Source organism: Micromonospora sp. HB375, from assembly GCF_017872985.1.
Classification (GTDB): Bacteria; Actinomycetota; Actinomycetes; order Mycobacteriales; family Micromonosporaceae; genus Micromonospora; species Micromonospora chalcea.
Genome location: NZ_JAGGJO010000001.1, coordinates 836,345 through 861,073, shown reverse-complemented (window position 1 = coordinate 861,073; position 24,729 = coordinate 836,345). Strand labels below are relative to the sequence as shown.

The following is a 24,729-nucleotide window of genomic DNA, read 5'->3' as shown; positions in this document are numbered from 1 at the left end:
TTTAACACCGCGGTGTTAAAAGGGGGCCCTTCCTTACAAGCAGGGTCAGCGGGCACCGAGGTGGGCCAGCAGGTCCTGGCGGGTCAGCACGCCCTTGGGCTTGCCGTCGACCAGCACCAGCGCCGCGTCCGCCTTCTCCAGCAGCCCGACCGCCTCGCTCACCGGCTGCCCGCCGCCGATCATCGGCAGCGGCTCGCCCATGTGCCGCTCGATCGTGTCGTGCAGGTGGGCCTGGCCGGTGAACAGCGCGTCGAGCAGGTCCTTCTCGGCGATCGAACCGGCCACCTCACCGGTCACCACCGGCGGCTCGGCCTTGAGCACCGGGAGCTGCGAGACGCCGTACTCGCGCATGTAGTCGATCGCGTCGCGGACCGTCTCGGTCGGGTGCACGTGCACCAGCTCGGGCAGGCCACCGGGCTTGCCGGCGAGCGCGTCGGCCACCGTCGGCTCGGTGCCCGAGTCGTCCAGGAAGCCGTACCGGGCCATCCACTTGTCGTTGAAGATCTTCGACAGGTAGCCCCGGCCGCCGTCCGGCAGCAGCACCACGATCACGTCGTCCGGGCCGGCCTTGCGGGCCACCTCCAGCGCGCCCACCACGGCCATGCCGCAGGAGCCGCCGACCAGCAGACCCTCCTCGCGGGCCAGCCGGCGGGTCATCTCGAAGGACTCCTTGTCCGACACCTCGACGATCTCGTCGGCGATCTTCCGGTCGTACGTCTCCGGCCAGAAGTCCTCACCGACGCCCTCGACCAGGTACGGCCGGCCGGTGCCGCCGGAGTAGACCGAGCCCTCCGGGTCCGCGCCGATCACCTTGACCCGGCCCTCGGACGCCTCCTTGAGGTAGCGGCCGATGCCGGAGATGGTGCCGCCGGTGCCGACGCCCGCCACGAAGTGGGTGATCCTGCCCTCGGTCTGCTTCCACAGCTCCGGGCCGGTGGTCTCGTAGTGCGAGCGCGGGTTGGCCGGGTTGCTGTACTGGTTGGGCTTCCACGCGCCGGGGATCTCCCGGGCCAGCCGGTCGGACACGTTGTAGTAGGAGCGCGGGTCCTCCGGCGCGACGGCGGTCGGGCAGACCACCACCTCGGCGCCGTACGCGCGCAGCACGTCCTGCTTGTCCTGGCTGACCTTGTCCGGGCAGACGAAGACGCAGCGGTAGCCCTTGAGCTGGGCCACCAGGGCCAGCCCGACGCCGGTGTTGCCGCTGGTCGGCTCCACGATCGTGCCGCCCGGCCGCAGGATGCCCGCCTTCTCGGCGTCCTCCACCATGCGCATCGCGATCCGGTCCTTGACCGAGCCGCCCGGGTTGACGTACTCCACCTTCGCCAGCACGGTGGCCTGGATGCCCTCGGTGACGTTGCGCAGGCGGACCAGCGGGGTGTTGCCGATCAGCTCGACGACGTTGTCGTAGTACTGCACCTCGTTGTGCCCTTCGTCGCGCCGCCGTCGTGGGGCGGTCGGTCAGCCGTCAGTTCGCCGACCAGCGTACGTGCCGTCAGGGCACCACATGCCCCGGGATGACCGAGCTGCGACGTGCCTCCCACTCCAGGAACCGTTCGGTCTCGGCGAGCACGCTGCCGGCCAGCCAGGTGACCATCACCGCGTCGTCGGCCAGCCCGAAGATCGCCAGCGGAATCTCCGGCAGCAGGTCGATCGGGCTGACGATGTACGCGGTCGCGCCGGCCATCAGCGCCAGGCGCAGGCCGCCGTCGTACTCGCCCCTGGTGGTGGCGCGGATCATCCTCGGCAGCGCCGCCAGCCGGGCCCCGAGCGACGGCCCGCCCCGCGTACCGGCCGCCAGCGCCCGGGCCAGCGCGGCGAACGCGGCGCTGCGCTTCAACGTCTTCCCCATGTCTTCGCCCCTCTCCGCCCGACCATGGTGCGGCCCGGGGGCAAGCCCGCGTCCGCCACCCCCATCGGTACCCAGTCCGGGCGCCGCCCAGCCATCCGATCAAGGACAGCAGTGGTCGTACCGGCGCGATACTGTCGGTTCATGGGGGACGCTGGTTCCGTCGCGCCGGTCCACTGGCAGCGCGTCCGGCAGATCGCCCGCCTCGCGGCGATCGGCACGGGCGCCACGGTGGCGGCCACCGCCGCCACCGGCGGGGTGCTGCTCGGCCAGGCCCGGCAGGCCCGGCGCACCATCCCGATGGCGCAGGCCCCGCCACCGCGCTGCGACGGCGTGTACGGCGCGAAGCTGCCCGGCCCGCCGGTCACCATGGTCATCCTGGGCGACTCCTCAGCAGCCGGCTACGGCGTGCACAGGCGCCGGGAGACACCGGGCTCGCTGCTGGCCACCGGGCTGTCCCGCCGCCTGCACCGGCCGGTACGCCTGCACCGGTTCGCCGTGGTGGGCGCGCTCTCGTCCGGGCTGAAACCGCAGGTCGAGTCCGCCCTGGAGGTCGAGCCGGACGTGGCGGTGATCCTGGTGGGCGGCAACGACGTCACCAACCGCACCCCGCCGGGGCTGGCCGTGCGCTACCTGGTCGACGCGGTCCGCACGCTGCGGGCGGCCGGCTGCGAGGTGGTCGTCGGCACCTGTCCCGACCTGGGCACCATCCGGCCGATCCAGCCGCCGCTGCGCTGGCTGGCCCGGCGCTGGAGCCGCCAGCTCGCGGCCGCGCAGACGGTGGGCGTGGTCGAGGCCGGCGGCCGGGCCGTCTCACTCGGCGACATGCTCGGGCCGCGGTTCGCCGCCGAGCCCGCCCGGATGTTCGCCTGGGACCGGTTCCACCCCTCCGCAGAGGGGTACGCGATAGCCGCGGCGGCGTTGCTGCCCACCGTGCTGTCCGCGCTGGGCGCGGTCCCGGAACGCAGGCCTGTCCTGCCCGGCGTGGAAGGCGTACGGTCGCTCCCGGAGGCGGCTCACGAGGCGGCCCGGCACGCCGGCACGGAGGTCAGCGGCGCCCAGCTCCGGGGCCGCGACCGCGGGCCCGGCGGACGCTGGGCGCAGCTTCGCCGACGGGCCTTCTTCGGCGTCGGCGCGCTGCCCCCGACCGGCACCGCCGCCGACTCGGCCACCCTGGAGGAAACGGCATGAGCGAGCGCAGCCACGGACACCGGGAGGAGGCGTCATGAGCGAGCGCAGTGAGGTGGCCCGGTGGGGCCGGGCGGCGGCCCTGTCGCTGCTGGCCGGCACGGTGGGCGGCGCAGCGGTCCTCGCCGGGCAGGCCATCGCCGCCCGCAGCCGGGAGTACGCCCAGCCCGAGCTGGGTCTGGTGTTGCGCGCGACGGTCGGCCGGGCGGACGCGCCGCCGCTGCGGCTGGTGCTGCTCGGTGACTCGTCGGCGCTCGGTGTCGGCGTCGACCGCTTCGAGGAGACGATCGGCGGTCAGCTCGCGAACCTGCTCGCCGAGGGGCCGCACGGCCGCCGGGTGCATCTGTCCAGCGTCGGGGTCTCCGGCTCCCGCGCCACCGACCTGGCCACCCAGGTGGCCCGGGCGCTGCTCGGCGAGCGGCCCGACGTGGCGGTGGTGCTGATCGGGGCGAATGACGCGACGGCGCTGAGCCGCCCGGGTGACGCGGCCGCCTATCTCGGCTCGGCGGTGCGCCGGCTGCGGGAGGCGCACGTCGAGGTGGTGGTGGGCACCTGCCCCGACCTCGGCGCGGTACGCGCGGTCGCCGCCCCGCTGCGTCAGGTGCTCGGCTGGTCCGGCCGGCGGATGGCACGGGCCCAGACAGCGGCCGTGCTGGACGCCGGTGGCACGGTTGTCGACCTGGGCGCCGAGACGGGCCCGGTGTTCCGCGCGGATGCCGGCACGCTCTGCCGCGACGGCTTCCACCCGTCCGCCGACGGCTACCGGGTCTGGGCGCACGCCCTGCTGCCGGCGGTCGAGGCGGCGGCGACTGTCGCGTTCCGGCACCACCGCCGACCGCCCACGGGGTGACATTTCCCGCCCACCGCACACCTTCCCGCGCATGTTACCGGCGCGTTAACGTTGGCTCATGCCGATTGAGTCGCCCCGCGACGCCGTCATCGTCGCCACCGCCCGGTCCCCCATCGGCCGCGCGTTCAAGGGTTCCCTCCGCGAGGTCCGCCCGGACGACCTCGCCGCCACCATCGTCCAGGCCGCCCTCGACAAGGTTCCGGCGCTCGATCCCACCACCATCGACGACCTCTACCTCGGGTGCGGCCTGCCCGGCGGCGAGCAGGGCTTCAACATGGCCCGGGTGGTCGCCACGCTGATGGGCCTGGACGGCCTGCCGGGCGCCACGCTGACCCGCTACTGCGCGTCCTCGCTCCAGACCACGCGGATGGCGATGCACGCGATCCGGGCCGGTGAGGGCGACGTGTTCATCTCCGCCGGTGTGGAAATGGTCTCCCGGTACGCCCGGGGCAACTCGGACACGCTGCCGCCGGAGGCGCAGGCGCTGGTCGGCGGCGGCTGGGAGAACCCCCGCTTCGCCGAGGCCCGGGAGCGTTCCGCGGCCCGTGCCCAGGGCGGCGCCGAGGTGTGGGCCGACCCGCGCGAGGCCGGGCAGCTCCCCGACATCTACCTCGCCATGGGGCAGACCGCGGAGAACCTGGCCCAGGTGTACGACGTGACCCGCGAGGACATGGACGCGTTCGGCGTCCGCAGCCAGAACCTCGCGGAGAAGGCGATCGCGGACGGCTTCTGGGCCCGCGAGATCACCCCGGTCACCACGCCGGACGGCACGGTGGTCAGCACCGACGACGGCCCGCGTGCCGGGGTGACCCTGGAGGCCGTGGCCGGTCTGAAGCCGGTGTTCCGCCCGGACGGCCGGATCACCGCCGGCAACTGCTGCCCGCTCAACGACGGCGCCGCCGCAGTAGTGATCATGAGCGCCGAGCGGGCGTCCGAGCTGGGTCTCACCCCGCTGGCCCGGATCGTCTCCACCGGCGTCAGCGCGCTCTCTCCCGAGATCATGGGCCTGGGCCCGGTCGAGGCGTCGAAGCAGGCGCTGAAGCGGGCCGGCATGACCATCGACGACGTCGACCTGGTCGAGATCAACGAGGCGTTCGCCGCGCAGGTGATCCCCTCGTACCGGCAGCTCGGCATCCCGGAGGAGAAGCTGAACGTCGCCGGTGGCGCGATCGCCGTCGGCCACCCGTTCGGCATGACCGGCGCCCGGATCACCGGCACGCTGCTCAACGCGCTGGAGTGGCACGACAAGACCATCGGTCTGGAGACCATGTGCGTCGGCGGCGGCCAAGGCATGGCGATGGTGCTGGAGCGACTGAGCTGAGACCGGTTCGCCGGCGTGCGGGCCGGGTACGGGAGGCCGTATGGCGACCGTCGTGGAACGTGAGCGCAAGTACTCCGGCGACGAGGGTTTCCAGCTGCCCGACCTGACCGGGTGCGGTGGCGTCGTGACCATGTCCGACGCCACCGTCTCGGATCTGGACGCCGTCTACTGGGACACCGACGACCTGCTCCTGCTGCGCAGCGGGCACGCGCTGCGCCGGCGTACCGGGGGGCACGACGCGGGCTGGCATCTCAAGGTGGGCGCGGTCGGCGGCGCGCGGGTCGAGCACCAGTTCCCGGCCGGGGCGTCCGACGACGGCCCGCCGGCCGAGATGGTCGCGCTGATCCGGGGCGCGTCGCGGGGCCGTACCGTCGCTCCGGCCGCCCGGGTGGTCAACCGCCGCCGGGAACGGCGGCTGCTGGACGCGGACGGCCGGGTGCTGGCCGAGGTGGCCGAGGACGACGTCCGGTCCGAGGATCTGGTGGACGGCGCCGCGCGGACCTGGCACGAGATCGAGATCGAGCTGGTCGACGGCGACGAGGCGCTGCTCGACGCGCTGGGCGAGCGGCTGCGCGCAGCAGGTGCCCGGGAGGTGGCGGTCAGCAAGTCGCACCGGGCCGTCGCGGGCCGGATCGAGCGCTTCGACGACCGGGAACCGGACGGCCCGGCGGGGCCGGTCCTCACGTACGCCAGGGCGCAGCGGGACGCGATCGTCGGCAACCACGCGGCCGCGTACCAGGGTGACGAGGACGCGGTCCACGACATGCGCGTCGCGGCCCGCCGGTTGCGGGCGACGCTGCGTACGTTCCGGGGGTTGTGGGACCGCCGGGAGAGCGAGGCGGTCCGGGCCGAGCTGCGCTGGCTCGGCGGCGAGCTGGGCCGGGTCCGCGACACCCAGGTGATGGCGGCCCGGCTCACCGAGGCGGTGCACGAGCTGCCGGACGAGCTGATGCTCGGCCCGGTGGCCGCGCGGATCGGCGAGCGGTTCGCGGCCGACCTGGCCGGGACGACGGTGGCGCTGCGGTCCGCGCTGGACTCCGACCGCTATGCCGAGCTGCTGGCCCGCCTGGATCGGCTGGTCGACGGCGCACCTGCCGACGTGGGCCGGCGCTGGGTGGACCGGCGGATCCGCAAGGCGGTACGCCGTGCTGACGAACGGCTGGACCGGGCGCTCACGCTCGAAGGGACGGCCGGGGACGCGGCGCTGCACGAGGCGCGTAAGAAGCACAAGGCGGCCCGGTACGCGGTGGAGGCGCGGGAGCCGAGCGCCGGCAAACCGGCCGCCCGCCTGGTGAAGCGGTTCAAGGCGCTCCAGGATCTGCTCGGCGCCCACCAGGATTCGGTGGTGACCCGGGAGACGCTGCGGCGGCAGGCGCTCCAGGCGTACGCCGACGGCGAGAACACGTTCACGTACGGCCTGCTGCACGGGAGGCAGGCGGAGGCCGCCGGCCACGACCGCCCCGCCGTCCTGCGGGCACGCGACCGGGCCCGACGCCGCAAGGCACGCCGCTGGCTCAACCCCTGACCGCCCCCCGCCACCCGGTCGATCATGAGGTTAGCGGGGATCCGCGTCCGTTTTGTCGCCGCCAACTTCATGATCAACGCGACGAAAGGGCAGGGGCGGGTCAGAGGGCGGCGCGGGTTCGGGTTATCGCCTCGGCGGCCTCGGCCAGGACGGGGGCGGGGGGATCGGCCAGCGTCAGGTCGGCGGTTACCACGCGGAGCTGGTCTGGGAGGGCCTGGTCGCTGGGGAGCCGGGGCACCTCGCGGCGCGGCTCGCCCGCCGCGTCGGCGGCCAGGTTGGCGATCTCCTGGACCAGCTTGTGCACCAGGTCGGCCCGGGACACGTTGCCGCCCTCGGCCTTGGCCGACCAGCGCGGCTGCTGCCAGTGCCCCACCTGTCGGACCAGCAGGGTCACCGCCCGGTCCAGTTCCGCTGCGCTCATCGCCGCCGAGTCTACGGCGACGCCGGGCCGGAGCGTGCTCAGCGGCGTACGTAGCTGAGCAGGCGCAGGATCTGCCAGTACAGGAAGATCAGCCCGACGAGCAGCCCGAACGCGCAGTACCAGGCGTAGCGACGGGGCAGCCGATTCGCGGCCGACCGCTCGACCAGGTCGAAGTCGAGGATGAAGCTGAGCGCGCCGGCGATGATCGCCACCACCGAGAACACGTACGGCAGCCAGCCCACCCGGTCGCTGAGGCTGTAGACGGCCACGCCCTGCCGCCCGGTGAACAGGTACGCGAACAGGTTGACCAGGCCGATCGCCACGATCCCGACGAGCGTGCCGATGACCAGGCGGGCCAGGCGCGGCGTGGCGCGTACCAGCCGGGCCCGGTAGAGCACCGCCATGCCGAGGAAGACGCCGAACGCGCCGACCACCGCCTGCGCCACGATGCCCGGGTAGACCAGTTCGAAGGCACGGCTGGCCACCCCGAGCAGCAGCCCCTGCAACACGGCGTACCCGACGATGACCGGCGGACTGGTGATCTGCTTCAGCGAGATGACGAGCACCAGGGCGAGGCTGGCCAGCGCGCTTCCGGCCAGCGCGGCGGAGATCCACGCGGCCTGCGGCACCAGCACCCAGGACAGCGCCGCCGTGACGCCGGTGACCAGCAGCAGGCCCACGGTGCGGCTCACCACGTCGGCCACCGTCATCGCGTCGGCGGTTCCGACCCCGAGCACCTGCCGCTCGGCGCGGCCGACGTCGTCCAGCCGGTCCAGCACCGGATTGGCACTGCGCACCGTGACCACCTCCCGCCCACGTACCCGAGTCCCACTCTGCCCCGGTCGGCCCGGCAGGGACGGGAAAACGGCGACGCCCGCCGCCGCGGATGCGGCAGGCGGGCGTCGGCGGAAAGCGAGACGTCAGTCGTCGCCCTGGAAGTAGCTGAGCAGCCGCAGGATCTCGATGTAGAGCCAGACCAGGCCGACCACGATGCCGAAGGCGGCCGTCCACGAGTAGCGCTGCGGGAGGCCCATCCGGACCCCCTCCTCGATGTCGGCGAAGTTGAGCACGAAGCTCAGCGACGCCACCACGATGCAGACCAGGCTGAAGCCGATGGCCAACTTGCTGCCATCCCGCAAGCCGGTGTTCACGCCGGCCAGGGACAACACGAAATTGATCAGCATGACCGCGAAGAGGCCTGCCATGATCGAGACCAGGATGCGGGCGAACTTCGGGGTAGCCCGGATGATCCGCGCCTTGTAGATCATCGCCATGAGGAAGAAGACGCCGAAGGTCGCCACCACGGCTTGGAGCACGATCCCGTCGTACCGCGCCTCGAACGCCTTGCTGACCATGCCGACGAAGACGCCCTCGATGATCGAGTACGCCACCACGAGCGCCGGGTTGGCCATCCGGGAGAACGAGATGATCAGACCCAGCACCAGGCCAACCACCGCGGCGCCGATCCACGCCACGCCGACGAGCGAGTCCGGCACGAGCACCCAGGCCGCAGCGGCCGAGGCGCCGAGGATGGCGAGCATGAGGACCGTCTTGACGACCACGTCGTCGAGCGTCATCGGGGTCACGGTGGGCGGTGCCACCGGCTGGCCGTAGCCGCCCGGGTAGGGCTGGGCGTAGGGCTGCTGCGGGTACTGCTGCTGGGGGTATCCGGGCTGACCGTAAGGCCCGGGCTGGGCGTACCCGGCCGCCCGCTCACGCTCTGCCGCCTGGCCGAGCCGGGCGAGCACCGGGTTCGAGGTCTTCACTTCTCAGGCCTCCCTCAGGGGGTCGATCGCACGTAGACGTGCTACTCCAGGGTAGACGTGGCCGCAATCGCGCGTGCGACGGCTAGCTGTGGGAAACCTGAGAGTTCGTGTGCCCGGGGCGGGGGTCGAACCCGCACGCCTTGCGGCAGCCGCTTTTAAGGCGGCCGTGTCTGCCGTTCCACCACCCGGGCGGGTGACACCGGCGCGCCGACACGCGCGGTGCAGATCTCACCGTAGCGGCTCGGCCGCGACCCGGCGTACCCCGACGGCTGCGGCCGTTATGGTCGAGGCCGTGACCAGCGCCGCCCGCACGGCCTCCGGGCCCGACCAGGTCCGGGCGGCCCGCCCGGCGACGGTCACGCGGCGGATGACGGCCGCCGTCCGGCGGCGCCGCGCCGACCTGCTCGTGGGGCTGGCGTTCGCCGCGTTCGCCGCCTGGCTCACCCACGGCCTCTGGCCGGCGCCGGGCACGCGGGTACTCGCGCTCAACCCGGCCGACCAGACGCTGTACGAGTGGTTCCTGGCGCTCGACGCGCGTGCCCTGCGCGGCGAGCTGAGCCTGGTCAGCGACCGCCTGAACGCGCCGGACGGGGTCAACCTGATGGCGAACACCTCGGTCGTCGCGCTCGGCGTGCTGCTCGCCCCGGTCACGCTGGCGTTCGGCGCGCCGGTCACGTTCGCGCTGCTGGTCGCGCTCAACCTGGCCGGTACCGCGCTGGCCTGGTACCTGCTGTTCACCCGCGTCCTACGGGCCCGTCCACTCGCGGCCGGGCTGGGCGCATCACTGTGCGGCTTCGGGCCGGGCATGGTCTCGCAGAGCAACGGCCATTTGCACATGACCGCGCAGTGGCTGGTCCCGGCGCTGGTCTGGCTGGTCGTCCGGCTGCTACGCGCCGCCGACCCGGCCGGGCGCCCGGACGGCCCGGACCGCCGCCGGATGATCTCGTCGGCGGCCGGGCTCGCCGCTGTCGTCACCGTGCAGGTGTTCGTCGGCGAGGAGGTGCTCTTCCTCACCGCGCTCACGCTGGCGGTGATGACGCTCGCGTACGGGCTGGCCGACCGGGAACTGCTGCGCCGGGCCGGTCCCGGCTTCGCCCGCGGGCTGCTGGGCGCGGCCGGGCTGGCGCTGCTCGTGCTGGCGTACCCGCTCTGGGTGCAGTTCGCCGGTCCGCAGGGCGTCGCCGACGGGATGTTCCCGCCCGCCTACTTCTCCGCCGACCTGGCCGGCTGGACCCGCCTCTCCGCGCTGACCGTGTTCGGCAGCCCGGAGGCGGTCCGGCTGACCACCGGTCCGGCCGAGTTCACCACGTTCCTCGGCTGGCCGCTGCTGCTGGTCGCGGTCGGCTGCGCGGCCTGGCTGGGCCGGCGGCCGCTGGTGGTGGCGCTGGTGGCAGGCGCGCTGGTGACGGCCGCGCTCGCGCTCGGCCCCGAGGTCGTGGTCGGCGGCGAACGGACCGGGCTCCCCGGCCCGTACCGGCTGCTGGCCGGGCTGCCGGTGGTGGACGGCGCGCTGCCGATGCGCTTCGCGCTGGCAGTGCTGCCGCTGGTCGGTACCGTGCTCACGCTCGCCGTGCACCGGGCGCTCGGCGAATCCGGCCGGGCCCGCCGGGGCGTCCCGATCGCGGTCGGCGCGGCGGTGCTCAGCGTCCTGCCGACGCCGCTGCCCACGATGGACCGGCCGCCGCTGCCCGAGTTCGTCACCGGCGGCCACTGGCGGCAGTGCGTACGCCCCGGTGGGGTGCTGGTGCCGGTGCCCACTGCCACTCCGCAGACCCCCTGGCCGATGCGCTGGGCCACCGCCACCGGCGTCGGCTTCGGCATGCCGGAGGGCTTCTTCATCGGCCCGTACGGGCGGGGCGGCTCGGCCACCATGGGCACCTGGCAACGCCCCACCTCGGCCCTGCTCGCCGACGTGGCCCGCCGGGGCGTGGCGCCGGCGGTCGGTGACCGGCAGCGCCGCCAGGCCGCCCGGGACGTCGAGTTCTGGCGCGCGTCCTGCGTCGCGGTGACCGACGACGCGCCGCACGCGGAGATGCTGCGCCGCACCCTGGAGCAGTTGTTCGGGCGGCCGGGTACGCGGCTCGCCGACGCCTGGACCTGGCGGTTCTGAGCCACGAAAACGGCGCGGGGACCTTCCGTTCGGAAAGTCCCCGCGCCGGATCCGTCAGACGCGCGCGGCGACCGGCGGGGCGGACGCCTCGGCGAACTCCTCGCGCGGGTCGTGCAGCTGACCCAGCGCCACCACCTCACGCTTGAGGAAGAACGCCAGCGTCCAGTCGACCACCACGCGCACCTTGCGGTTGAACGAGGGGATCCGCGACATGTGGTACGTCCGGTGCATGAACCAGGCCGGCCAGCCGGTCATCTTGATGCCGTAGACCTGCGCCACACCCTTGTGCAGGCCGAGGCTGGCCACGCTGCCGGCGTGCTTGTGCTTGTAGTCGACCGGCTCGCGCCCGCGGATCACGTTGGCGATGTTGTCGGCCATCCGCGCCGCCTGCCGCACCGCGTGCTGGGCGCTCGGCGAGCAGAAGTTGCCCGGCTCCTTGGTCAGGTCCGGCACGGCGGCGCAGTCGCCGGCGCTCCACGCGCCCTCGACCACCCGGTCGCCGTCCACGATCTGCAGCGTGGGCCGGCAGGTGACCCGGCGGCGCTCGTCGCGCGGGAAGTCCGTGGCGTCGAGCATCGGCGACGGCTTCACACCGGCGGTCCAGACGATGGTGTCGGACGGGAAGCTGTCGCCGTCGGAGAGCTTCACCACACCGTCGACGCAGGACTCCAGCCGGGTGTCCAGGCGGATGTCCATGTCCCGCTTCATCAGCTGCTGCACCGTGTAGGCGCCCATGTCCCGGTCGACCTCGGGCAGCACCCGCTGGGTCGCCTCGACCAGCACCCAGCGCATCTCCTCCGGCTTCAGCTCCGGGTAGTAGCGCAGCGCGTCGCGGGCCATGTCCTCCATCTCGGCGAGCGCCTCGATGCCGGCGTAGCCGCCGCCGACGAAGGTGAACGTCAGCGCGCGGCTGCGTACCGCCGGGTCGGTGGTGGAAGCCGCCACGTCGAGCCGGTCCAGCACGTGGTTGCGCAGGTAGATGGCCTCACCGATGGTCTTGAACCCGATGCCGTGCTCGTGCAGGCCGGGAATCGGCAGGGTGCGGGAGACCGAGCCGGGCGCGACCACCACGTGGTCGTACTGGATCTCCCGGGCCGGGCCGCTGATCGGCTGCACCACTGCGGTCATGCGGTCGTGGTCGATCCGGGTGACGGTGCCCGCCACCACGGTGCACTTGCGCAACTCCCGCCGCAGCGGCACGACGGCGTGCCGCGGGGAGATGTTGCCCGCCGATGCCTCCGGGAGGAACGGCTGGTACGTCATGTGCGGCTGCGGGTCGACGACGATGACCTCGGCCTCACGCCTGCTCAGCTTCTTGGACAGGCGCAGAGCGGCGTACAGGCCCACGTGACCGGCACCCACGACAAGGATCCGCTTCGGGTTCACGTCATCTATCTTTCCCCGGCGGCCCCCGGTAATCCCGCGCGAGACCCCCTTCTGTGACGGAGCACAACCCATGTGACCTGCGCAACGTCACCGGAACGCTGCGTCACTTGCGACGCAGCAACCAGCCCAGCAGCGCGCTCAGCCCCACCGCCACCAGCAGCCCCACCACCGTCGCCGCCTGCGAGCCGTCCGTCCCGCCGACGCCACCCAGCCACGCCAGCACCACGCCGAGCACAGCGCTGGCGAGCACCACCCCGCCCGCCCGGCTCAACCACCGGAACACCACGTCCGGGTCGATCAGCCCGTCGTAGGGCAGCAGCGCGGCGAGCGCGCAGAGCGAGTGCGCCAGATAGAGCAGCGTCGCCACGGCGAGCAGCCGCCACAGCGCCGGCGGCCGGTCGAAGCCGAGCGTGGCCAGCAGCCAACCGCCGACCGTCACCAGCGCGGCGAACGTCGGCCAGATCCGGCGCGGACCGAACGCCGGCAGCACCGCGGCCACCGCCAGGGCCAGCAGCGAGCGCGCGGTGAGGGCCTGCACCGGGTACGCGAGCAGGAAACCGGCCAGCACGGTGAGGAAGATGCCGCCGCGTACCAGCAGCGGCAGCGGGCTGACCCGGGCGGCCGCGTACCGCAGCGCCCGCACCCGCTCGACCAGGGCGTCCGTCACTGAGCCGGCCTTTCGTTCGCGACTGCGGGACTCCGCTTCGCTGCGTTCCTCGCGCTCACCGCAACCCTGCCTTCGGGGCGGTCGCCAGCCGGGCCACGTCGCGGAGCACCTCGTCCAGGCTGCCCGCGCCGGCCCAGCGCACCACCGGCACGCCGTGCTCGCGGAGCTGGCCGATCATCGTGTCCCGGTCCAGCCGCCACAGCCGGTACGCCACCTCGGCCCAGCCCCGCTCCTTCGGCACCGGCAGTTCGGCCGGCAGCGTGTCCACCGCCACCACGAACCGGCCGCCGCGGGCCAGCCGGGCCAGCATCTGCGCGGACCGCTCGTCGAGCAGCGGGGTGAGCACCACCACGAGCGCGTCCGAGGAGAGCAGTTGCGGGCCGAAGACCTGGTCGTACGGCTCGTGCGGGGACGACTCGGCGTGCACGTCGAGCAGCCACTCCAGCACGGTCAGGTACTGCCGCCGCCCGGTGGCCGGACGCAGCCGGCGCGCGGCCGGGCCGTACTCCAGCATCGACACCCGGTCGCCGCGGTGCAGGTAGTGCTCGGCGATAGCGGCAGCGGCCCGCACCGTGGTGTCCAGCACCGACGCCAGGCCGTTGACGCCACCGGAGCGGCCCGCCTCGGCGAGCACGTCCAGCAGCACCACCACCTCGGCGTCCCGGTCCGAGAGCGTCGCCGCCACGTGCAGTTGGCGGGCCCGCAGCGACACCCGCCAGTCGATGCGGCGCAGCCGGTCGCCGGGCGCGAACACGCGTACCCCGGCCAGCTCGCCGCCCTCCCCCGGCCGCCGCGATCGGTGCGCGCCGACCAGCCCGGCGGCCCGGGGCATCGCCTCGACCGCGTCGAACGGCTCGGTACGCGGGTAGACCCGGGCCCGGATCGGGTCGGTGATCACCGCGCGGGAGACCAGCAGCCCGTCGGCGACGGCGACCCGCACCCCGGCCGGGCCGATCGGGTGCCGCCCCCACCGCAGCGCCGTGCCGGTCAGCTCCAGGTCGACGGCGCTGCCCCGGGGTACGGAGGTGACGAACGGGCGGTCCGCCCCGCCGGAGCGGCTCACGTCCAGCCCGGTGCCGCCGAAGCCGACCTGCTCCACGCGCAGCCAGCGCGACATCCGCGTCCGCACCACCGCGAGGTCGTACCCGACCAGGTCCGGGTTGGCCACCGCGACGGTCGCGGCCAGCGGGGAGCCCTCGACCAGGTGGGTGTCCCCGACGCCCAGTTCCAGTTCCGGCAGGCCCGCGGGGCGGCGGCGCAGCGCGTACGCGGTGCCCAGCGCGAACGGCGTGGCGAGCACCACCAGGTCGATGCGGCCGAGCAGGACCGCCGCGACGAGCAGCACGCCGGTGAGCAGCACGGCCCGGCCGAGCGCCCAGGTGGGTGCCCAGCCGCTCGCCGCCTCGGCCCGATCCATCAGCGCCCGGCGGCGTAGCTGGGCAGCGCGCCGCTGGCCGGGGCGGGCGTGGACTCCAGCACCTCGCCGACCACGAACGCCGGATCCACCCGGCGCAGCCACATCTCCGGCCGCAGCGTGATCCGGTGCGCCAGCGCGGGCGCCGCCACCGCCTTGACGTCCTCCGGCACCACGTAGTCGCGGTTGGCGAGCACCGCCCGGACCCGGGACAGCAGCAGCAGCGCCAGCGAGCCGCGCGGGGACGCGCCGACGAGCACCGACGGGTGCTCCCGGGTGGCGGCGGTGAGCGCCACGATGTACCGGCCGACCGAGTCCTCGACCACCACGTCCTCCAGCGCCGCCTGCATGGCGCGCAGCGTCGCGGCGTCCACCACCGGCTTGATCTCCGCTTCCTCGCGGCGGCGGGCGATCCGGCGGCGCAGCACGTCCCACTCCTCGTCGTGGCTGGGGTAGCCGAACGACACCCGCAGCAGGAACCGGTCGAGCTGCGCCTCCGGCAGCGGGTACGTGCCCTCGTACTCGATGGGGTTGGCGGTGGCGAGCACGTGGAACGGCTCGTCCAGGCGGTAGGTCACGCCCTCCACCGACACCTGCTTCTCCTGCATCGCCTCCAGCAGCGCCGACTGCGTCTTCGGCGGCGTCCGGTTGATCTCGTCGGCGAGCAGCAGGTTGGTGAACACCGGCCCGGCCCGGAACGCGAAGTCGCCGCTGCTCTGGTCGTAGAGGAACGAGCCGGTCACGTCGGCGGGCAGCAGGTCCGGCGTGAACTGGAGCCGCCGGAAGTCCAGCCCGAGCGCCTGCGCGAAACAGCGCGCGGTGAGCGTCTTGCCCAGGCCGGGCAGGTCCTCCAGCAGCACGTGACCACCGGCGAGGATGCCGGCCAGCACCAGCTCCAGCGCGTCCCGCTTGCCGACCACGACGGTGCCGACCGCCTCCAGGACGGCCCGGGCGAGCCGGCCCACCTCGGCGGGGGCCATGCTCCGGTCCACGTCGTTCATCAGATCTTCTCCAGTTCGGCGACGATCGCCGCGAGGTCGCGCGGCGACGGAGGGCGGCGGGCGGGGGTGGTGAGGAACGTCCACAGTGGCTCGCCGAGCACCGACCGGGCGCGGGCCGGATCGGACTCGCGGGTGACGCCGTGGCGCTGGCGCAGCCGCTCGTCGGCCAGCTCGCCGAGGCGCGGCAGGATGCGTTCGGTGAACCGCTCCCGGTTGTCGGCGGACCAGTCCAGCGGGCGCTCCCAGCCGTTGATCGCGGTGCGCAGCGCGTCCCGGGCGGACCAGTTCCAGGTGCCGGGCTCCTCACCGGCGGGCGTCCGGGCGCCGGCGCGGGGCGGCGGCGGGGGCGACAGCGCGGCGGTGACCCGGCGTACGGCGAGCACGGCGAGCACCCCGGCCACGATGATCCAGATCGGCACCTTCAGGCCGACCGCGCGCAGCCCGACCACGACCACCACCACGACGGCGGCGGTGACCGCGGCGGTACGCAGCAGCAGGCGTGCCCGGCCACCGCCCGAGGGGCGTACGTCCTCCCCGGCGGGCTCCTCGCCGAACGACAGCAGGTCGTCGATGCTGGTGCTCACGACGCCTCCCCCGCCAGGCTGGTCAGCTCGCCGCGCAGCCGGCGCAGCGCGGCGCGGGCCTGGTCCCGGGTGTGCTCGTCGACCGGGTGCGTGGCGTACCGGGCCTCCCGGTAGACGTGCGCGAACCCGTCGAGCACGTCGGCGCTGGCGATCGCCGGGATGCCGGCCTCCGGGTCGCCGCGCAGCAACCGGGCCACCAGGTCGGTCGGGGTGTCGCCGGTGTGCCGGGGCACGCCCGCGTCCTCGGCGGCCTCCTCCAGGCGTACCCAGCACGCGATGACGGCGGTACGCGGGTCGGTGGAGCGGTCGTCCAGTTCGACGAGCCCAGCGTCGAGCGCGGCCACCACCTCACGCGCGGTCCCCTCGGCGGTACGCCGGGAGCGCCGCACCGGCACCGCCCGGGTCGTCCGCCGCAGCGCGCCCCGGAGCACGTTCCACAGGACGTACCCGATGGCGCCCAGCACCACCGCGAACAGCAACGCCACGGCGGCGGTGGCCAGCCAGTCGGGCACACCGCCCGCTGTGGACTCACCCACGTCGCGGGGTTCCACCGGGTACGACGGCACCGCCTCGGGCGACGGGTACTCCGGCACGTACGGGATGGTGTCGGCGGCCGGCGGGATCCGGCTGGCCCCGATGGCGGAGTGACCGGCGGCGAACGCGGCGAGCGCGAGCAGCACCGTCACCGCGGCGACCGGCCACCACCTGCGCAGTACGCCGAAATCCATCCCACCGCCTCAGGTGTTCCTCAGTCCACCCCGGCCAGGTCCTTCGCCCGGGTGAACACGTCGTCCAGCATCGCCGGTGTGAGCCGGCCGGTGAACGTGTTCTGCTGGCTGACGTGGTAGCAGCCCAGCAGGTCCGGCACGGACTCGCCGGACCAGTGTGCCCCATGGCCGAACGCCGGTCGCGGCGTGGGCGGGCGCTGCCCGTACACCTGACGGAGCACCGGCCACCACGCGGCCCACGCGAACGCGCCCAGCGCGACCACGACGCGCAGCGTGGGCCGGATCAGTTCTACCTCGCGGTGCAGCCACGGCGCGCAGGTGTCCCGCTCGGCCGGGGTGGGCTTGTTGTCCGGCGGCGCGCACCGCACGGCGGCGAAGATGCGCGTGTCACGCAGCGTCAGGCCGTCGTCGGCGGAGACGCTCGTCGGCTGGTTGGCCAGCCCAGCGCGGTGCAGCGCGGCGAACAGCACGTCACCGGACCGGTCCCCGGTGAAGATCCGGCCGGTGCGGTTGCCGCCGTGCGCGGCCGGCGCCAGACCGAGAATGGCGATGCGCGCGTCCGGCGGGCCGAGGCCGGGCACCGGCCGTCCCCAGTAGTCCTGGTCGCGGAACGCGGCGCGCTTGACCCGCGCCACCTCCTCCCGCCACGCCACCAGGCGCGGGCAGGCGAAGCAGTCGCTGACCGCGCCGTCGAGGTCGGCCAGGTCGGCCGCCCGCGCGGCGCGGGCGACCACGTCCTGCGGGGTACGCGACTCAGCCAAGCTTCGCCCGGAACAGTTCCAGCGTGCGGGCCCAGGCGGTGGCGGCGGCCCGCTGGTCGAAGTGCTCCGGCCGGTCCTCGTTGAAGAACGCGTGCGCGGTGCCCGGGTAGTCGAACGTCTGGCAGGTGCCACCGGCCGACTCGATGGACCGGCGGACGCTCTGCACCCCGTCGGCGGCGGACAGGCCGTCCGCCTCGGAGCAGTGGATGAGCGCGGCCTTCCCGGCGTAGCCGGCCCAGCCGCCTTCGTCCGCCGCTCCCACGGCCATGCCCTCCCAGGGCAGGCGCGGGTAGAACCCGGCGGTGGCCACGATGCGCTCGGAGAACGTGCCGGACCACAGGGCCAGGCTGGCGCCCGCGCAGAACCCGGCGCAGCCCACCTTGCCGGCGACCTCGGGCCGGCTCGCCAGGTATTCGGCGGCAGCGGCGATGTCGCTCGCCGCCTCGTCCATCTGGGAGCTGTTGAGCATCAGCCGCGGCTCGGTCGGCTTCACGGCCGGTCCGCCGTGCCGGAAGTCGGGCGCGAGCGCGACGAAGCCGGCCTCCGCGAAGCGGTCGACCACGGCCCGTACGTGGGGTACGAGACCCCACCAGTCCTGGATGACGATGACCGCCGGGCTGGCCACACCGCCGGAGGGTATCGCGAGATACCCCTCGCTCGTCCCCCCGTTGCCGGTGAAGCTCACCATCTCGCCCATGGGCCCGTCCTCCTTGCGGTCAGTCAACGTTGGCTGGTCGCACAGTTGGCTGTTACGTGCCGGTAGCGTGCCACGCGGTCAGCGGCCCGGGGAAGACAGAACAACAGTGGCATTCACCTCCTGTTGAACCACCCCACAGGCACACGCATAGGTATAGCGATTGCTAAACTGATCGCGTGAGGGCTGGAGACTGGGACGTCTACCTGGTCGATGAGGTGCGGCAGTGGATCGATGCACTGGACGCGCCCACCCACGCGCGGGTGGTGCAGGCGATCGACCTCCTGGCAGAGCACGGACCGGGACTCGGTCGGCCCCTCGTCGACACCATCCACGGCTCGTCCGTCGCGAACTTGAAGGAACTCCGACCCGGCAGCGTGCGTATTCTCTTCGCGTTCGACCCGTGGCGCTCCAGCATCCTGCTGGTTGCCGGCGACAAGTCCGGCCGGTGGAAGACGTGGTACCAGGAGGCGATACCGGTCGCCGAGCACCGCTACGAGCTCTACCTCAAGGATCGGGCACGAGAGGAGGGGAAGGCATGAGCGACTACTCCCGATGGCAGGACATCCGCGCCGACCACGTCGCCCGGGCCGGAGGCGAAGAGGCGGTCGACGCGGGCAAGCAGCAACTCCTCGCCGAGGTCATTGGTCACCGGCTCGCGGAAGTACGCCGAGCGCGAGGGCTGACCCAACAGCAGGTGGCTGACCGGATGGGCGTCACCAAGGGACGGATCTCCCAGATCGAACAGGGAAAGATCTCCGGTCAGGACGTGGTGGCCCGGTTCGCCGCCGCCCTGGGTGGCCGACTCCATCAGGCGATCTACTTCGACGACGGCGACATCGCCGCCATCGCCTGACAGCGCTCCGCGCGAGATCTTGGAAGATTAGGGCCCTCATGGGAGCCGTTTCCTTCCAAGATCTCGCGGTATCGAGCGCACTCAGGGAGTTGACGTGGGTTCCGGGGAAGCGCTGGTGGTGGGCGTGGCATTGCCGGTGGGGGTGGCACTGCCGGTGGGCGCGAGTGCGGGCGGAGCGATCGACGGCGAGGCCGGCGGACCGAACGGGGCCAGCTCCGGGCAGTACGGGTAGGTGTTACGCATCTCCGGCACCGCGCCGGCGTCAGCCATGCAGCTCGGCCAGCCGAGCCGGATCGGCACGCCGTTTTGGTCGAAGAGCCGCGCGTCGCGGATCAGCCGCCCCTGCTGGTCGTAGACGAAGACGTCCTCGATCCGGTCGTACCTGTGGTCCACCGACGTCTGCTCGTAACTGCCGTAGCTGTCGGTGTCGGCGCGCTCGTCCACCTGGGCCAGCACGGCGAAGGAGAACAGCAGCAGCGCGGCGGTGGCGATCTGGTGCAGTTGCCGCCGCCACCCGGTGATCCCGGCGGATCGGCGACCCCACCACATCGACGCGACGATCGCGCCGATGAGCAGCAACAGCCCCGTCGAGCTGTTGCCGTCCAGCCGGGGCACCAGGCCGGACCGGCCGTCCACCATCCACGCCACGATCAGCGCGGCCAGCCATCCGCGCACCAGCCACCAGGCCGGGCGCAGCGGGCGCAGGAAGTCGCTCACCGTCTCGTGCCCGAGCACCGGGCCGAGCTGGCGGTCGAGCAGACGCAGCTGGGTAGCCGCCTCCCGCCGGGCCTCGGCGAGGCGGTGGAAACGCGCCGGCCGCCGGCTCGGCTGGGCACCGGCGACGGCGCGCAGCTCGGCGGCGTACGCCTCGGGGGCGCCCAGGCGGTCGACCAGCGTGCCCTCGCCCTCGGCGGCAACCTCGGCGAGGTGTTCCGGCAGTTCCTCGGTCAACTCGTCGCGGACCTCCGGCGGCAGGTCGGCGAGCGCGGCCCGCACCCGGTCGACGTAGTCCGTGATCTCCTGCCCCGTGACGGTCATGCCGCCATCCCCCGATCGTCGAGCAGCGCGTCCATGGTGGTGGCGAACGAGCGCCAGGTCTTGCCGGAGCGGGTGAGCTGGTCACGCCCGGCGGAGTTGAGCGAGTAGTACTTGCGGTGCGGCCCGGACTCGCTCGGCACCACGTACGTGGTGAGCAGACCGGCCGCGAACAGCCGGCGCAGCGTGCCGTAGACCGAGGCGTCGCCGACCTCGGTGAGACCGGCCTCGCGTAGCCGCCGCAGGATGTCGTAGCCGTACCCGTCCTCGTCCTTGAGCACGGCGAGCACCGCGAGGTCGAGCACGCCCTTGAGGAGCTGCGTGGTATCCACGCTCCGCACACTAGTGCGCAATACGCACTACCGTCAACGACACAGCACCTACAGGCGGGCGGTCCATCCGATGAAACGGTCGAACAGGTCGGCCCTTCTTGTTGACCAAGGAGTTGGCGGCCCCGGAGGCGTCCGGATCGGACACAAACTCCTTGATCACCGCCGGAAGGGGCCAGAGGGCTAGGCGAGGCTCCAGGCGATGCCGTCGAGGATGTCGTGCTCGGAGGCGACCACCGACGGCATCCCGGCCCGCTCCATGATCACTCGCAGCACCAGCGCGCCCGCGCCGATCACGTCGGCCCGCCCCGGGTGCATCACCGGGTACGCCAGCCGCTGCTCACTGCTCTTGCCGAGCAGGTCGGCGGTCACCTCGGCCACCTGCTCGTACGAGACGCGGGCGTGGTGGATGCGGCTCGGGTCGTACTCCTGGAGCCCTTGCGCCAGCGCGACCACGGTGGTGACCGAACCGGCCAGCCCGACCAGCGTGGCGGCCTCGCGGCCGGGCACGGCGGCGAGCGCGCGGTCGACGGCGGCGGCGATGTCGGCCTCGGCGGCGGCGATCTGCGCCGCGGTCGGCGGGTCGCCGTGCAGGTGGCGTTCGGTCATCCGGACGCAGCCGATGTCCACCGAGATCGCGCCCCGGACGCCGTCGGCGCGGGTGCCGACGACGAACTCGGTCGAGCCGCCGCCGATGTCGACCACCAGGTACGGCGGTTCGGCGTCGGCGGGCAGGCCGCGCACCGCGCCGGTGAACGACAGGCGTGCCTCCTCGTCGCCGGTCACGACCTCGGGCGGTACGCCGAGCGTGCGCTCGACCATCGTCCGGAAGTCGGCGGCGTTGGAGGCGTCGCGGGAGGCCGAGGTGGCGCACATGCGTACCCGCTCGGCGCCGGACTTCTCGATCTCGGCCGCGTAGTCGGCGAGCGCGACCCGGGTCCGCTCGATGGCCTCGGGGGCGAGCATGCCGGTCTGGTCGACGCCCTGCCCCAGGCGGACGATCTCCATCCGCCGGCTGACGTCCACGAGCGGCACCGTTTCCCCGGCCGAGGGGCCGGGCAGGTCGGCGATCAGCAGTCGGATCGAGTTGGTCCCGCAGTCGATGGCTGCCACACGCGCACTCACGGCGCCCACCCTACGGCAGCCCGCCCGGGGCAGCTCAGAGGCGCAACAGCATGCGGGAGTTGCCCAGGGTGTTGGGCTTGACCCGTTCCAGGTCCAGGAACTCCGCGACACCCTCGTCGTACGAGCGCAGGAGCTGCTCGTAGACCGGCTGCGGCACGGGCGCGCCGTCGATCTCGCGGAAGCCGAACGAGCCGAAGAAGCCGGTCTCGAACGTGAGCACGAAGATCCGGGCGATGCCCAGGTCGCGCGCCGAGTCGATCAGCTCACCGACGATCCGGTGCCCGATCTTGTGGCCCCGGCAGGACGGGTCGACCGCCACCGTCCGGATCTCGGCCAGGTCCTCCCACATCACGTGCAGCGCGCCACACCCGACCACCGTGCCGTCCGGCGTCACCGCGACCCGGAACTCCTGCACGTCCTCGTACAGCGTCACAGTCGCCTTGCTGAGCAGCCGCCGGTCGTCGGTGTAGGTGTCCACCAGCCGCCGGATGCCGCGCACGTCGGCGGTGCGGGCCCGGCGCACAGTGATCTGGTCGGCGCTCATCTCACTCCGCCGGCACGTCCACGCAGGGGCCGGCGGCCCACCACTTCTCCACCAGCGCCAGCGTCTCGTCGCCGAACGGGTTGACCCCCGGCCCGGCGGCGAGCGCGTGCCCCAGGTGCACGTGCAGGCACTTCACCCGCCCCGGCATGCCACCGGCCGAGATGCCGGCGATCTCCGGCACCTCGCCGATCGCCTCCCGGCGGGTCAGGTAGTCCTCGTGCGCCGCCCGGTAGCGCGCGGCCAGCTCCGGGTCCTCGGCGAGCCGTTCGGCCATCTCCTTCATCAGCCCGGCCGACTCCAGCCGGCTGCACGCCGCCGTGGCACGCGGGCAGGTCAGGTAGAACAGCGTCGGGAACGGCGTGCCGTCGGCCAGCCGGGGCGTCGTCTCCACCACGTCGGGCAGGCCGCACGGGCACCTGTGGGCCACCGCACGGGTGCCGCGCGGCGGGCGTCCGAGCTGCGCGGCCACCGCGGCCAGGTCGGCCTCGGTGGCCGGCTGGCGTTCCGGCGGGGGTACGGAGTCCGCCGCCGGCTCCTGCGGTGGTACGACGCTCAAGGTTGTGCCTCTCGAATCAAAGCTCACTTGTCCTGGCGCTCGGCGTTCGCCGCCCGCACGCTCGACCACAGGGTGTCGTACCAGGGCTCCGGCGCGGTCGGCGCCCCCGGCTTCGCGTCCTTGCCGGCGTCCTTGGCCGCGCCCTCCGGGTCGGAGAGCACCACCAGCAGCGTCTCGCCCGGCTTGCCCATGAAGAACCGCTCCCGGGCCTGCGTCTTGACGTACTCCGGGTCCTTCCACTTGGCCGCCTCGGCGGTGAGCCGCTCGATCTCGGCCCGCTGGGCGGCCTGCGCGGCCTCCATCCGTTCGATGTCCGCCTGCTGGTCCAGGTAGACCCGGACCGGATAGGTGTACGCCAGCGCGAGCGCGATCAGCACCGCGAACAGCACTGTGGCGCGCCCGGTGAAGCGCCGGGGTTGGGGTGCGGTGAGCCGCTTGACCGGACCACCGGCAGCGGTACGCCGGGCCGCGGCGGGGCGGCTCGCGGAGCGTACGCCGTCGCTGGCCCGGGACGCGCCGGGTGACCGGCCGGCGGCGCGCGTCTCCGCGCGGACGCCGTTGTCGCGGGCCGTGGACCGGACCCGGGCGCCGCCCGTCCGGCCGGGCTGACCCGGCCGACGGGCGGGCCGCTGGCCACCCGGTGTGCGGCGCTGCTGCATCGTCACACCCCTCCCCCGGAGCGCTCGCTCAGGCCGAACGGTAACGCGGGAACGCGCCGGCGCCGGCGTACCGCGCCGCGTCGGCCAGCTCCTCCTCGATCCGCAGGAGCTGGTTGTACTTGGCCACCCGGTCCGAGCGGGCCGGGGCGCCGGTCTTGATCTGCCCGCAGCCGGTGGCGACGGCCAGGTCCGCGATGGTGGTGTCCTCGGTCTCGCCGGAACGGTGGCTCATCATGCACTTGAAGCCGGCCCGGTGAGCCAGGTCGACGGCGTCCAGCGTCTCGGTGAGCGAGCCGATCTGGTTGACCTTGACGAGCACCGCGTTGGCGGCCCGCTCCGCGATGCCCCGGGCGATGCGCTGCGGGTTGGTCACGAACAGGTCGTCGCCGACGATCTGGATCCGGTCGCCGAGCGCGGCGGTCAGGGTGGCCCAGCCGCTCCAGTCGTCCTCGGCCAGCGGGTCCTCGATCGACACGATCGGGTAGTCGCCGGCGAGCTTGGTGTAGTAGTTGCTCATCTCCTCGGCGCTCTTCGCGGTGCCCTCGAACGTGTACGTGCCGTTGTCGAAGAACTCGGTGGCGGCCACGTCGAGCGCGAAGACGATGTCGGTGCCGAGCCGGTAACCGGCCTTCTCCACCGCCTCGGCGATCAGGTCCAGCGCGGCGGCGTTGGTGGGCAGGTTCGGGGCGAAGCCGCCCTCGTCACCCAGGCCGGTCGACAGGTCCTTCTTCTTCAGCACCGACTTCAGCGCGTGGTAGACCTCGGCGCCCGAGCGCAGCGCGTCCCGGAACGTCGGCGCGCCGATCGGCGCGATCATGAACTCCTGGATGTCGACGTTCGAGTCGGCGTGCGCGCCACCGTTGAGGATGTTCATCATCGGCACCGGGAGCAGGTGCGCGTTCGGGCCGCCCAGGTAGCGGAACAGGCTCAGCTCGGCGCTGCCCGCGGCGGCCTTGGCCACGGCCAGGGAGACACCGAGGATGGCGTTCGCGCCCAGCTCGCCCTTGTTGTCCGAGCCGTCGATGTCGATCATCTTCTGGTCGATCAGCCGCTGCTCGCTGGCCTCGTAGCCGATGAGCTGGTCGACGATCCGGTCCTCGATGTTGGCGACGGCCTTCTCGACACCCTTGCCCAGGTAGCGGTCCTTGTCACCGTCGCGCAGCTCGACCGCCTCGAAGGCGCCGGTGGAGGCGCCGGACGGCACCGCGGCGCGGGCGATCGTGCCGTCGTCGAGCCCGACCTCGACCTCGACCGTCGGGTTGCCCCGCGAGTCCAGGATCTCCCGGGCGACGATTCCCTCGATGGTTGCCACTGAGTCGCTCCTCGTTTGTGTGGTTCCGGTCCGATATGGGCCGCGACGGTG

The 24,729-nt window shown here is 73.3% G+C and carries 27 protein-coding genes and 1 tRNA gene; 7 read left to right on the top strand and 21 right to left on the bottom strand.

Annotation, left to right across the window (positions count from 1 at the left end; genetic code table 11):
• Positions 1-45: 45 nt before the first annotated feature.
• Positions 46-1,416 carry a cystathionine beta-synthase gene (locus J3R08_RS04270; RefSeq protein WP_043326537.1) on the bottom strand — a complete coding sequence of 457 codons (1,371 nt, stop codon included), beginning with the start codon at positions 1,414-1,416 and terminating at the stop codon, positions 46-48.
• Positions 1,417-1,492: 76 nt separating this feature from the next.
• The gene (locus J3R08_RS04265; protein ID WP_013474058.1) at positions 1,493-1,849 is read right to left on the bottom strand and encodes a YkvA family protein; all 357 of its coding nucleotides are present in this window, start codon (positions 1,847-1,849) and stop codon (positions 1,493-1,495) included.
• A 141-nt stretch (positions 1,850-1,990) separates the two neighbouring features.
• Here J3R08_RS04265 and J3R08_RS04260 point away from each other — a divergent pair, with 141 nt between their 5' ends.
• From J3R08_RS04260 to J3R08_RS04245, 4 genes are read left to right on the top strand one after another with little or no spacing between them, the layout of a single operon-like run.
• Positions 1,991-3,037, top strand: coding sequence for an SGNH/GDSL hydrolase family protein (locus J3R08_RS04260; RefSeq protein ID WP_209960053.1), 1,047 nt, complete (start codon positions 1,991-1,993; stop codon positions 3,035-3,037).
• Between the two features lie 34 nt (positions 3,038-3,071).
• Positions 3,072-3,884, top strand: a complete 813-nt coding sequence (locus tag J3R08_RS04255) for an SGNH/GDSL hydrolase family protein (protein WP_209960051.1) — start codon at positions 3,072-3,074, stop codon at positions 3,882-3,884.
• Between the two features lie 58 nt (positions 3,885-3,942).
• Positions 3,943-5,205, top strand: coding sequence for an acetyl-CoA C-acetyltransferase (locus J3R08_RS04250; RefSeq protein ID WP_043326544.1), 1,263 nt, complete (start codon positions 3,943-3,945; stop codon positions 5,203-5,205).
• A 40-nt stretch (positions 5,206-5,245) separates the two neighbouring features.
• Positions 5,246-6,730 carry a CYTH and CHAD domain-containing protein gene (locus tag J3R08_RS04245; RefSeq protein WP_209960049.1) on the top strand — a complete coding sequence of 495 codons (1,485 nt, stop codon included), beginning with the start codon at positions 5,246-5,248 and terminating at the stop codon, positions 6,728-6,730.
• A gap of 100 nt (positions 6,731-6,830) precedes the next feature.
• Here J3R08_RS04245 and J3R08_RS04240 read toward each other — a convergent pair whose 3' ends face one another.
• The 4 genes from J3R08_RS04240 to J3R08_RS04225 all read right to left on the bottom strand — a co-directional run bounded on the left by J3R08_RS04240 (position 6,831) and on the right by J3R08_RS04225 (position 9,108).
• Positions 6,831-7,151: a hypothetical protein gene (locus J3R08_RS04240; protein ID WP_069087424.1), complete on the bottom strand. Its 321-nt coding sequence runs from the start codon at positions 7,149-7,151 to the stop codon at positions 6,831-6,833.
• A gap of 38 nt (positions 7,152-7,189) precedes the next feature.
• Positions 7,190-7,948, bottom strand: a complete 759-nt coding sequence (locus tag J3R08_RS04235) for a Bax inhibitor-1/YccA family protein (protein WP_209960046.1) — start codon at positions 7,946-7,948, stop codon at positions 7,190-7,192.
• 123 nt (positions 7,949-8,071) lie between these two features.
• On the bottom strand, positions 8,072-8,917 hold the full coding sequence (locus J3R08_RS04230) for a Bax inhibitor-1/YccA family protein (protein WP_043326550.1): 846 nt from the start codon (positions 8,915-8,917) through the stop codon (positions 8,072-8,074).
• 110 nt (positions 8,918-9,027) lie between these two features.
• Positions 9,028-9,108 (bottom strand) — tRNA-Leu (locus J3R08_RS04225).
• A gap of 101 nt (positions 9,109-9,209) precedes the next feature.
• Between J3R08_RS04225 and J3R08_RS04220 the strand changes: the two genes are divergently transcribed.
• Positions 9,210-11,027, top strand: coding sequence for a hypothetical protein (locus tag J3R08_RS04220; RefSeq protein WP_280841792.1), 1,818 nt, complete (start codon positions 9,210-9,212; stop codon positions 11,025-11,027).
• A gap of 54 nt (positions 11,028-11,081) precedes the next feature.
• Here the strand turns inward: J3R08_RS04220 and J3R08_RS04215 are convergent, their stop codons facing one another.
• From J3R08_RS04215 to J3R08_RS04180, 8 genes are all read right to left on the bottom strand, one after another.
• Positions 11,082-12,413 (bottom strand): NAD(P)/FAD-dependent oxidoreductase, encoded by a 1,332-nt coding sequence (locus J3R08_RS04215; RefSeq protein WP_043326553.1) that lies wholly within the window; start codon positions 12,411-12,413, stop codon positions 11,082-11,084.
• A gap of 103 nt (positions 12,414-12,516) precedes the next feature.
• Entirely contained in the window at positions 12,517-13,080 is a 564-nt protein-coding gene (locus J3R08_RS04210; RefSeq protein ID WP_043326554.1) for a hypothetical protein, read from the bottom strand.
• Positions 13,081-13,135: 55 nt separating this feature from the next.
• Positions 13,136-14,497: a DUF58 domain-containing protein gene (locus tag J3R08_RS04205; protein WP_209960041.1), complete on the bottom strand. Its 1,362-nt coding sequence runs from the start codon at positions 14,495-14,497 to the stop codon at positions 13,136-13,138.
• Positions 14,497-15,495 (bottom strand): MoxR family ATPase, encoded by a 999-nt coding sequence (locus J3R08_RS04200; protein WP_043326556.1) that lies wholly within the window; start codon positions 15,493-15,495, stop codon positions 14,497-14,499. The genes J3R08_RS04205 and J3R08_RS04200 overlap by 1 nt, the downstream gene beginning before the upstream one ends.
• The gene (locus J3R08_RS04195) at positions 15,495-16,079 is read right to left on the bottom strand and encodes a hypothetical protein (RefSeq protein ID WP_043326557.1); all 585 of its coding nucleotides are present in this window, start codon (positions 16,077-16,079) and stop codon (positions 15,495-15,497) included. Before J3R08_RS04195 ends, J3R08_RS04200 begins: the two co-directional genes overlap by 1 nt.
• Positions 16,076-16,807: a DUF4129 domain-containing protein gene (locus J3R08_RS04190; protein WP_069087419.1), complete on the bottom strand. Its 732-nt coding sequence runs from the start codon at positions 16,805-16,807 to the stop codon at positions 16,076-16,078. Before J3R08_RS04190 ends, J3R08_RS04195 begins: the two co-directional genes overlap by 4 nt.
• A gap of 20 nt (positions 16,808-16,827) precedes the next feature.
• Positions 16,828-17,541, bottom strand: coding sequence for a uracil-DNA glycosylase (locus J3R08_RS04185; RefSeq protein ID WP_209963995.1), 714 nt, complete (start codon positions 17,539-17,541; stop codon positions 16,828-16,830).
• Between the two features lie 19 nt (positions 17,542-17,560).
• Positions 17,561-18,265 (bottom strand): dienelactone hydrolase family protein, encoded by a 705-nt coding sequence (locus J3R08_RS04180; RefSeq protein WP_043326560.1) that lies wholly within the window; start codon positions 18,263-18,265, stop codon positions 17,561-17,563.
• A 176-nt stretch (positions 18,266-18,441) separates the two neighbouring features.
• Here J3R08_RS04180 and J3R08_RS04175 point away from each other — a divergent pair, with 176 nt between their 5' ends.
• On the top strand, positions 18,442-18,804 hold the full coding sequence (locus J3R08_RS04175; protein WP_113972017.1) for a type II toxin-antitoxin system RelE/ParE family toxin: 363 nt from the start codon (positions 18,442-18,444) through the stop codon (positions 18,802-18,804).
• A complete protein-coding gene (locus J3R08_RS04170) occupies positions 18,801-19,118 on the top strand; it encodes a helix-turn-helix domain-containing protein (protein WP_113972018.1) in 318 nt (105 codons plus the stop codon). The genes J3R08_RS04175 and J3R08_RS04170 overlap by 4 nt, the downstream gene beginning before the upstream one ends.
• Before the next feature lie 81 nt (positions 19,119-19,199).
• On the opposite strand, the gene J3R08_RS04165 is transcribed toward J3R08_RS04170, so the two are convergent.
• The 7 genes from J3R08_RS04165 to eno form a co-directional block, all read right to left on the bottom strand.
• Entirely contained in the window at positions 19,200-20,156 is a 957-nt protein-coding gene (locus J3R08_RS04165; protein WP_104114259.1) for a hypothetical protein, read from the bottom strand.
• The gene (locus tag J3R08_RS04160) at positions 20,153-20,485 is read right to left on the bottom strand and encodes a PadR family transcriptional regulator (protein ID WP_209960039.1); all 333 of its coding nucleotides are present in this window, start codon (positions 20,483-20,485) and stop codon (positions 20,153-20,155) included. The genes J3R08_RS04165 and J3R08_RS04160 overlap by 4 nt, the downstream gene beginning before the upstream one ends.
• Positions 20,486-20,665: 180 nt before the next feature.
• Entirely contained in the window at positions 20,666-21,595 is a 930-nt protein-coding gene (locus tag J3R08_RS04155; RefSeq protein ID WP_209963994.1) for a Ppx/GppA phosphatase family protein, read from the bottom strand.
• Positions 21,596-21,641: 46 nt separating this feature from the next.
• Complete coding sequence (locus J3R08_RS04150; RefSeq protein WP_043326570.1) at positions 21,642-22,151, bottom strand: amino-acid N-acetyltransferase; 510 nt, start codon at positions 22,149-22,151, stop codon at positions 21,642-21,644.
• A 1-nt stretch (position 22,152) separates the two neighbouring features.
• Positions 22,153-22,707: a DUF501 domain-containing protein gene (locus J3R08_RS04145; protein WP_064447681.1), complete on the bottom strand. Its 555-nt coding sequence runs from the start codon at positions 22,705-22,707 to the stop codon at positions 22,153-22,155.
• 23 nt (positions 22,708-22,730) lie between these two features.
• Complete coding sequence (locus tag J3R08_RS04140) at positions 22,731-23,366, bottom strand: septum formation initiator family protein (protein ID WP_043330639.1); 636 nt, start codon at positions 23,364-23,366, stop codon at positions 22,731-22,733.
• A gap of 28 nt (positions 23,367-23,394) precedes the next feature.
• Complete coding sequence (gene eno / locus J3R08_RS04135) at positions 23,395-24,678, bottom strand: phosphopyruvate hydratase (protein ID WP_064447680.1); 1,284 nt, start codon at positions 24,676-24,678, stop codon at positions 23,395-23,397.
• Positions 24,679-24,729: the final 51 nt, after the last annotated feature.

What these genes read in the sequence shown, in the direction of transcription:
- J3R08_RS04170 (WP_113972018.1), top strand. Translation starts at nt 18,801, where the DNA reads ATGAGCGACTACTCCCGATGGCAGGACATCCGCGCCGACCACGTCGCC.
- J3R08_RS04200 (WP_043326556.1), bottom strand. Translation starts at nt 15,495, where the DNA reads ATGAACGACGTGGACCGGAGCATGGCCCCCGCCGAGGTGGGCCGGCTC.
- J3R08_RS04265 (WP_013474058.1), bottom strand. Translation starts at nt 1,849, where the DNA reads ATGGGGAAGACGTTGAAGCGCAGCGCCGCGTTCGCCGCGCTGGCCCGG.
- J3R08_RS04140 (WP_043330639.1), bottom strand. Translation starts at nt 23,366, where the DNA reads ATGCAGCAGCGCCGCACACCGGGTGGCCAGCGGCCCGCCCGTCGGCCG.
- J3R08_RS04205 (WP_209960041.1), bottom strand. Translation starts at nt 14,497, where the DNA reads ATGGATCGGGCCGAGGCGGCGAGCGGCTGGGCACCCACCTGGGCGCTC.
- J3R08_RS04240 (WP_069087424.1), bottom strand. Translation starts at nt 7,151, where the DNA reads ATGAGCGCAGCGGAACTGGACCGGGCGGTGACCCTGCTGGTCCGACAG.
- J3R08_RS04260 (WP_209960053.1), top strand. Translation starts at nt 1,991, where the DNA reads ATGGGGGACGCTGGTTCCGTCGCGCCGGTCCACTGGCAGCGCGTCCGG.
- J3R08_RS04245 (WP_209960049.1), top strand. Translation starts at nt 5,246, where the DNA reads ATGGCGACCGTCGTGGAACGTGAGCGCAAGTACTCCGGCGACGAGGGT.
- J3R08_RS04180 (WP_043326560.1), bottom strand. Translation starts at nt 18,265, where the DNA reads ATGGGCGAGATGGTGAGCTTCACCGGCAACGGGGGGACGAGCGAGGGG.
- J3R08_RS04250 (WP_043326544.1), top strand. Translation starts at nt 3,943, where the DNA reads ATGCCGATTGAGTCGCCCCGCGACGCCGTCATCGTCGCCACCGCCCGG.
- J3R08_RS04165 (WP_104114259.1), bottom strand. Translation starts at nt 20,156, where the DNA reads ATGACCGTCACGGGGCAGGAGATCACGGACTACGTCGACCGGGTGCGG.
- J3R08_RS04150 (WP_043326570.1), bottom strand. Translation starts at nt 22,151, where the DNA reads ATGAGCGCCGACCAGATCACTGTGCGCCGGGCCCGCACCGCCGACGTG.
- J3R08_RS04255 (WP_209960051.1), top strand. Translation starts at nt 3,072, where the DNA reads ATGAGCGAGCGCAGTGAGGTGGCCCGGTGGGGCCGGGCGGCGGCCCTG.
- J3R08_RS04190 (WP_069087419.1), bottom strand. Translation starts at nt 16,807, where the DNA reads ATGGATTTCGGCGTACTGCGCAGGTGGTGGCCGGTCGCCGCGGTGACG.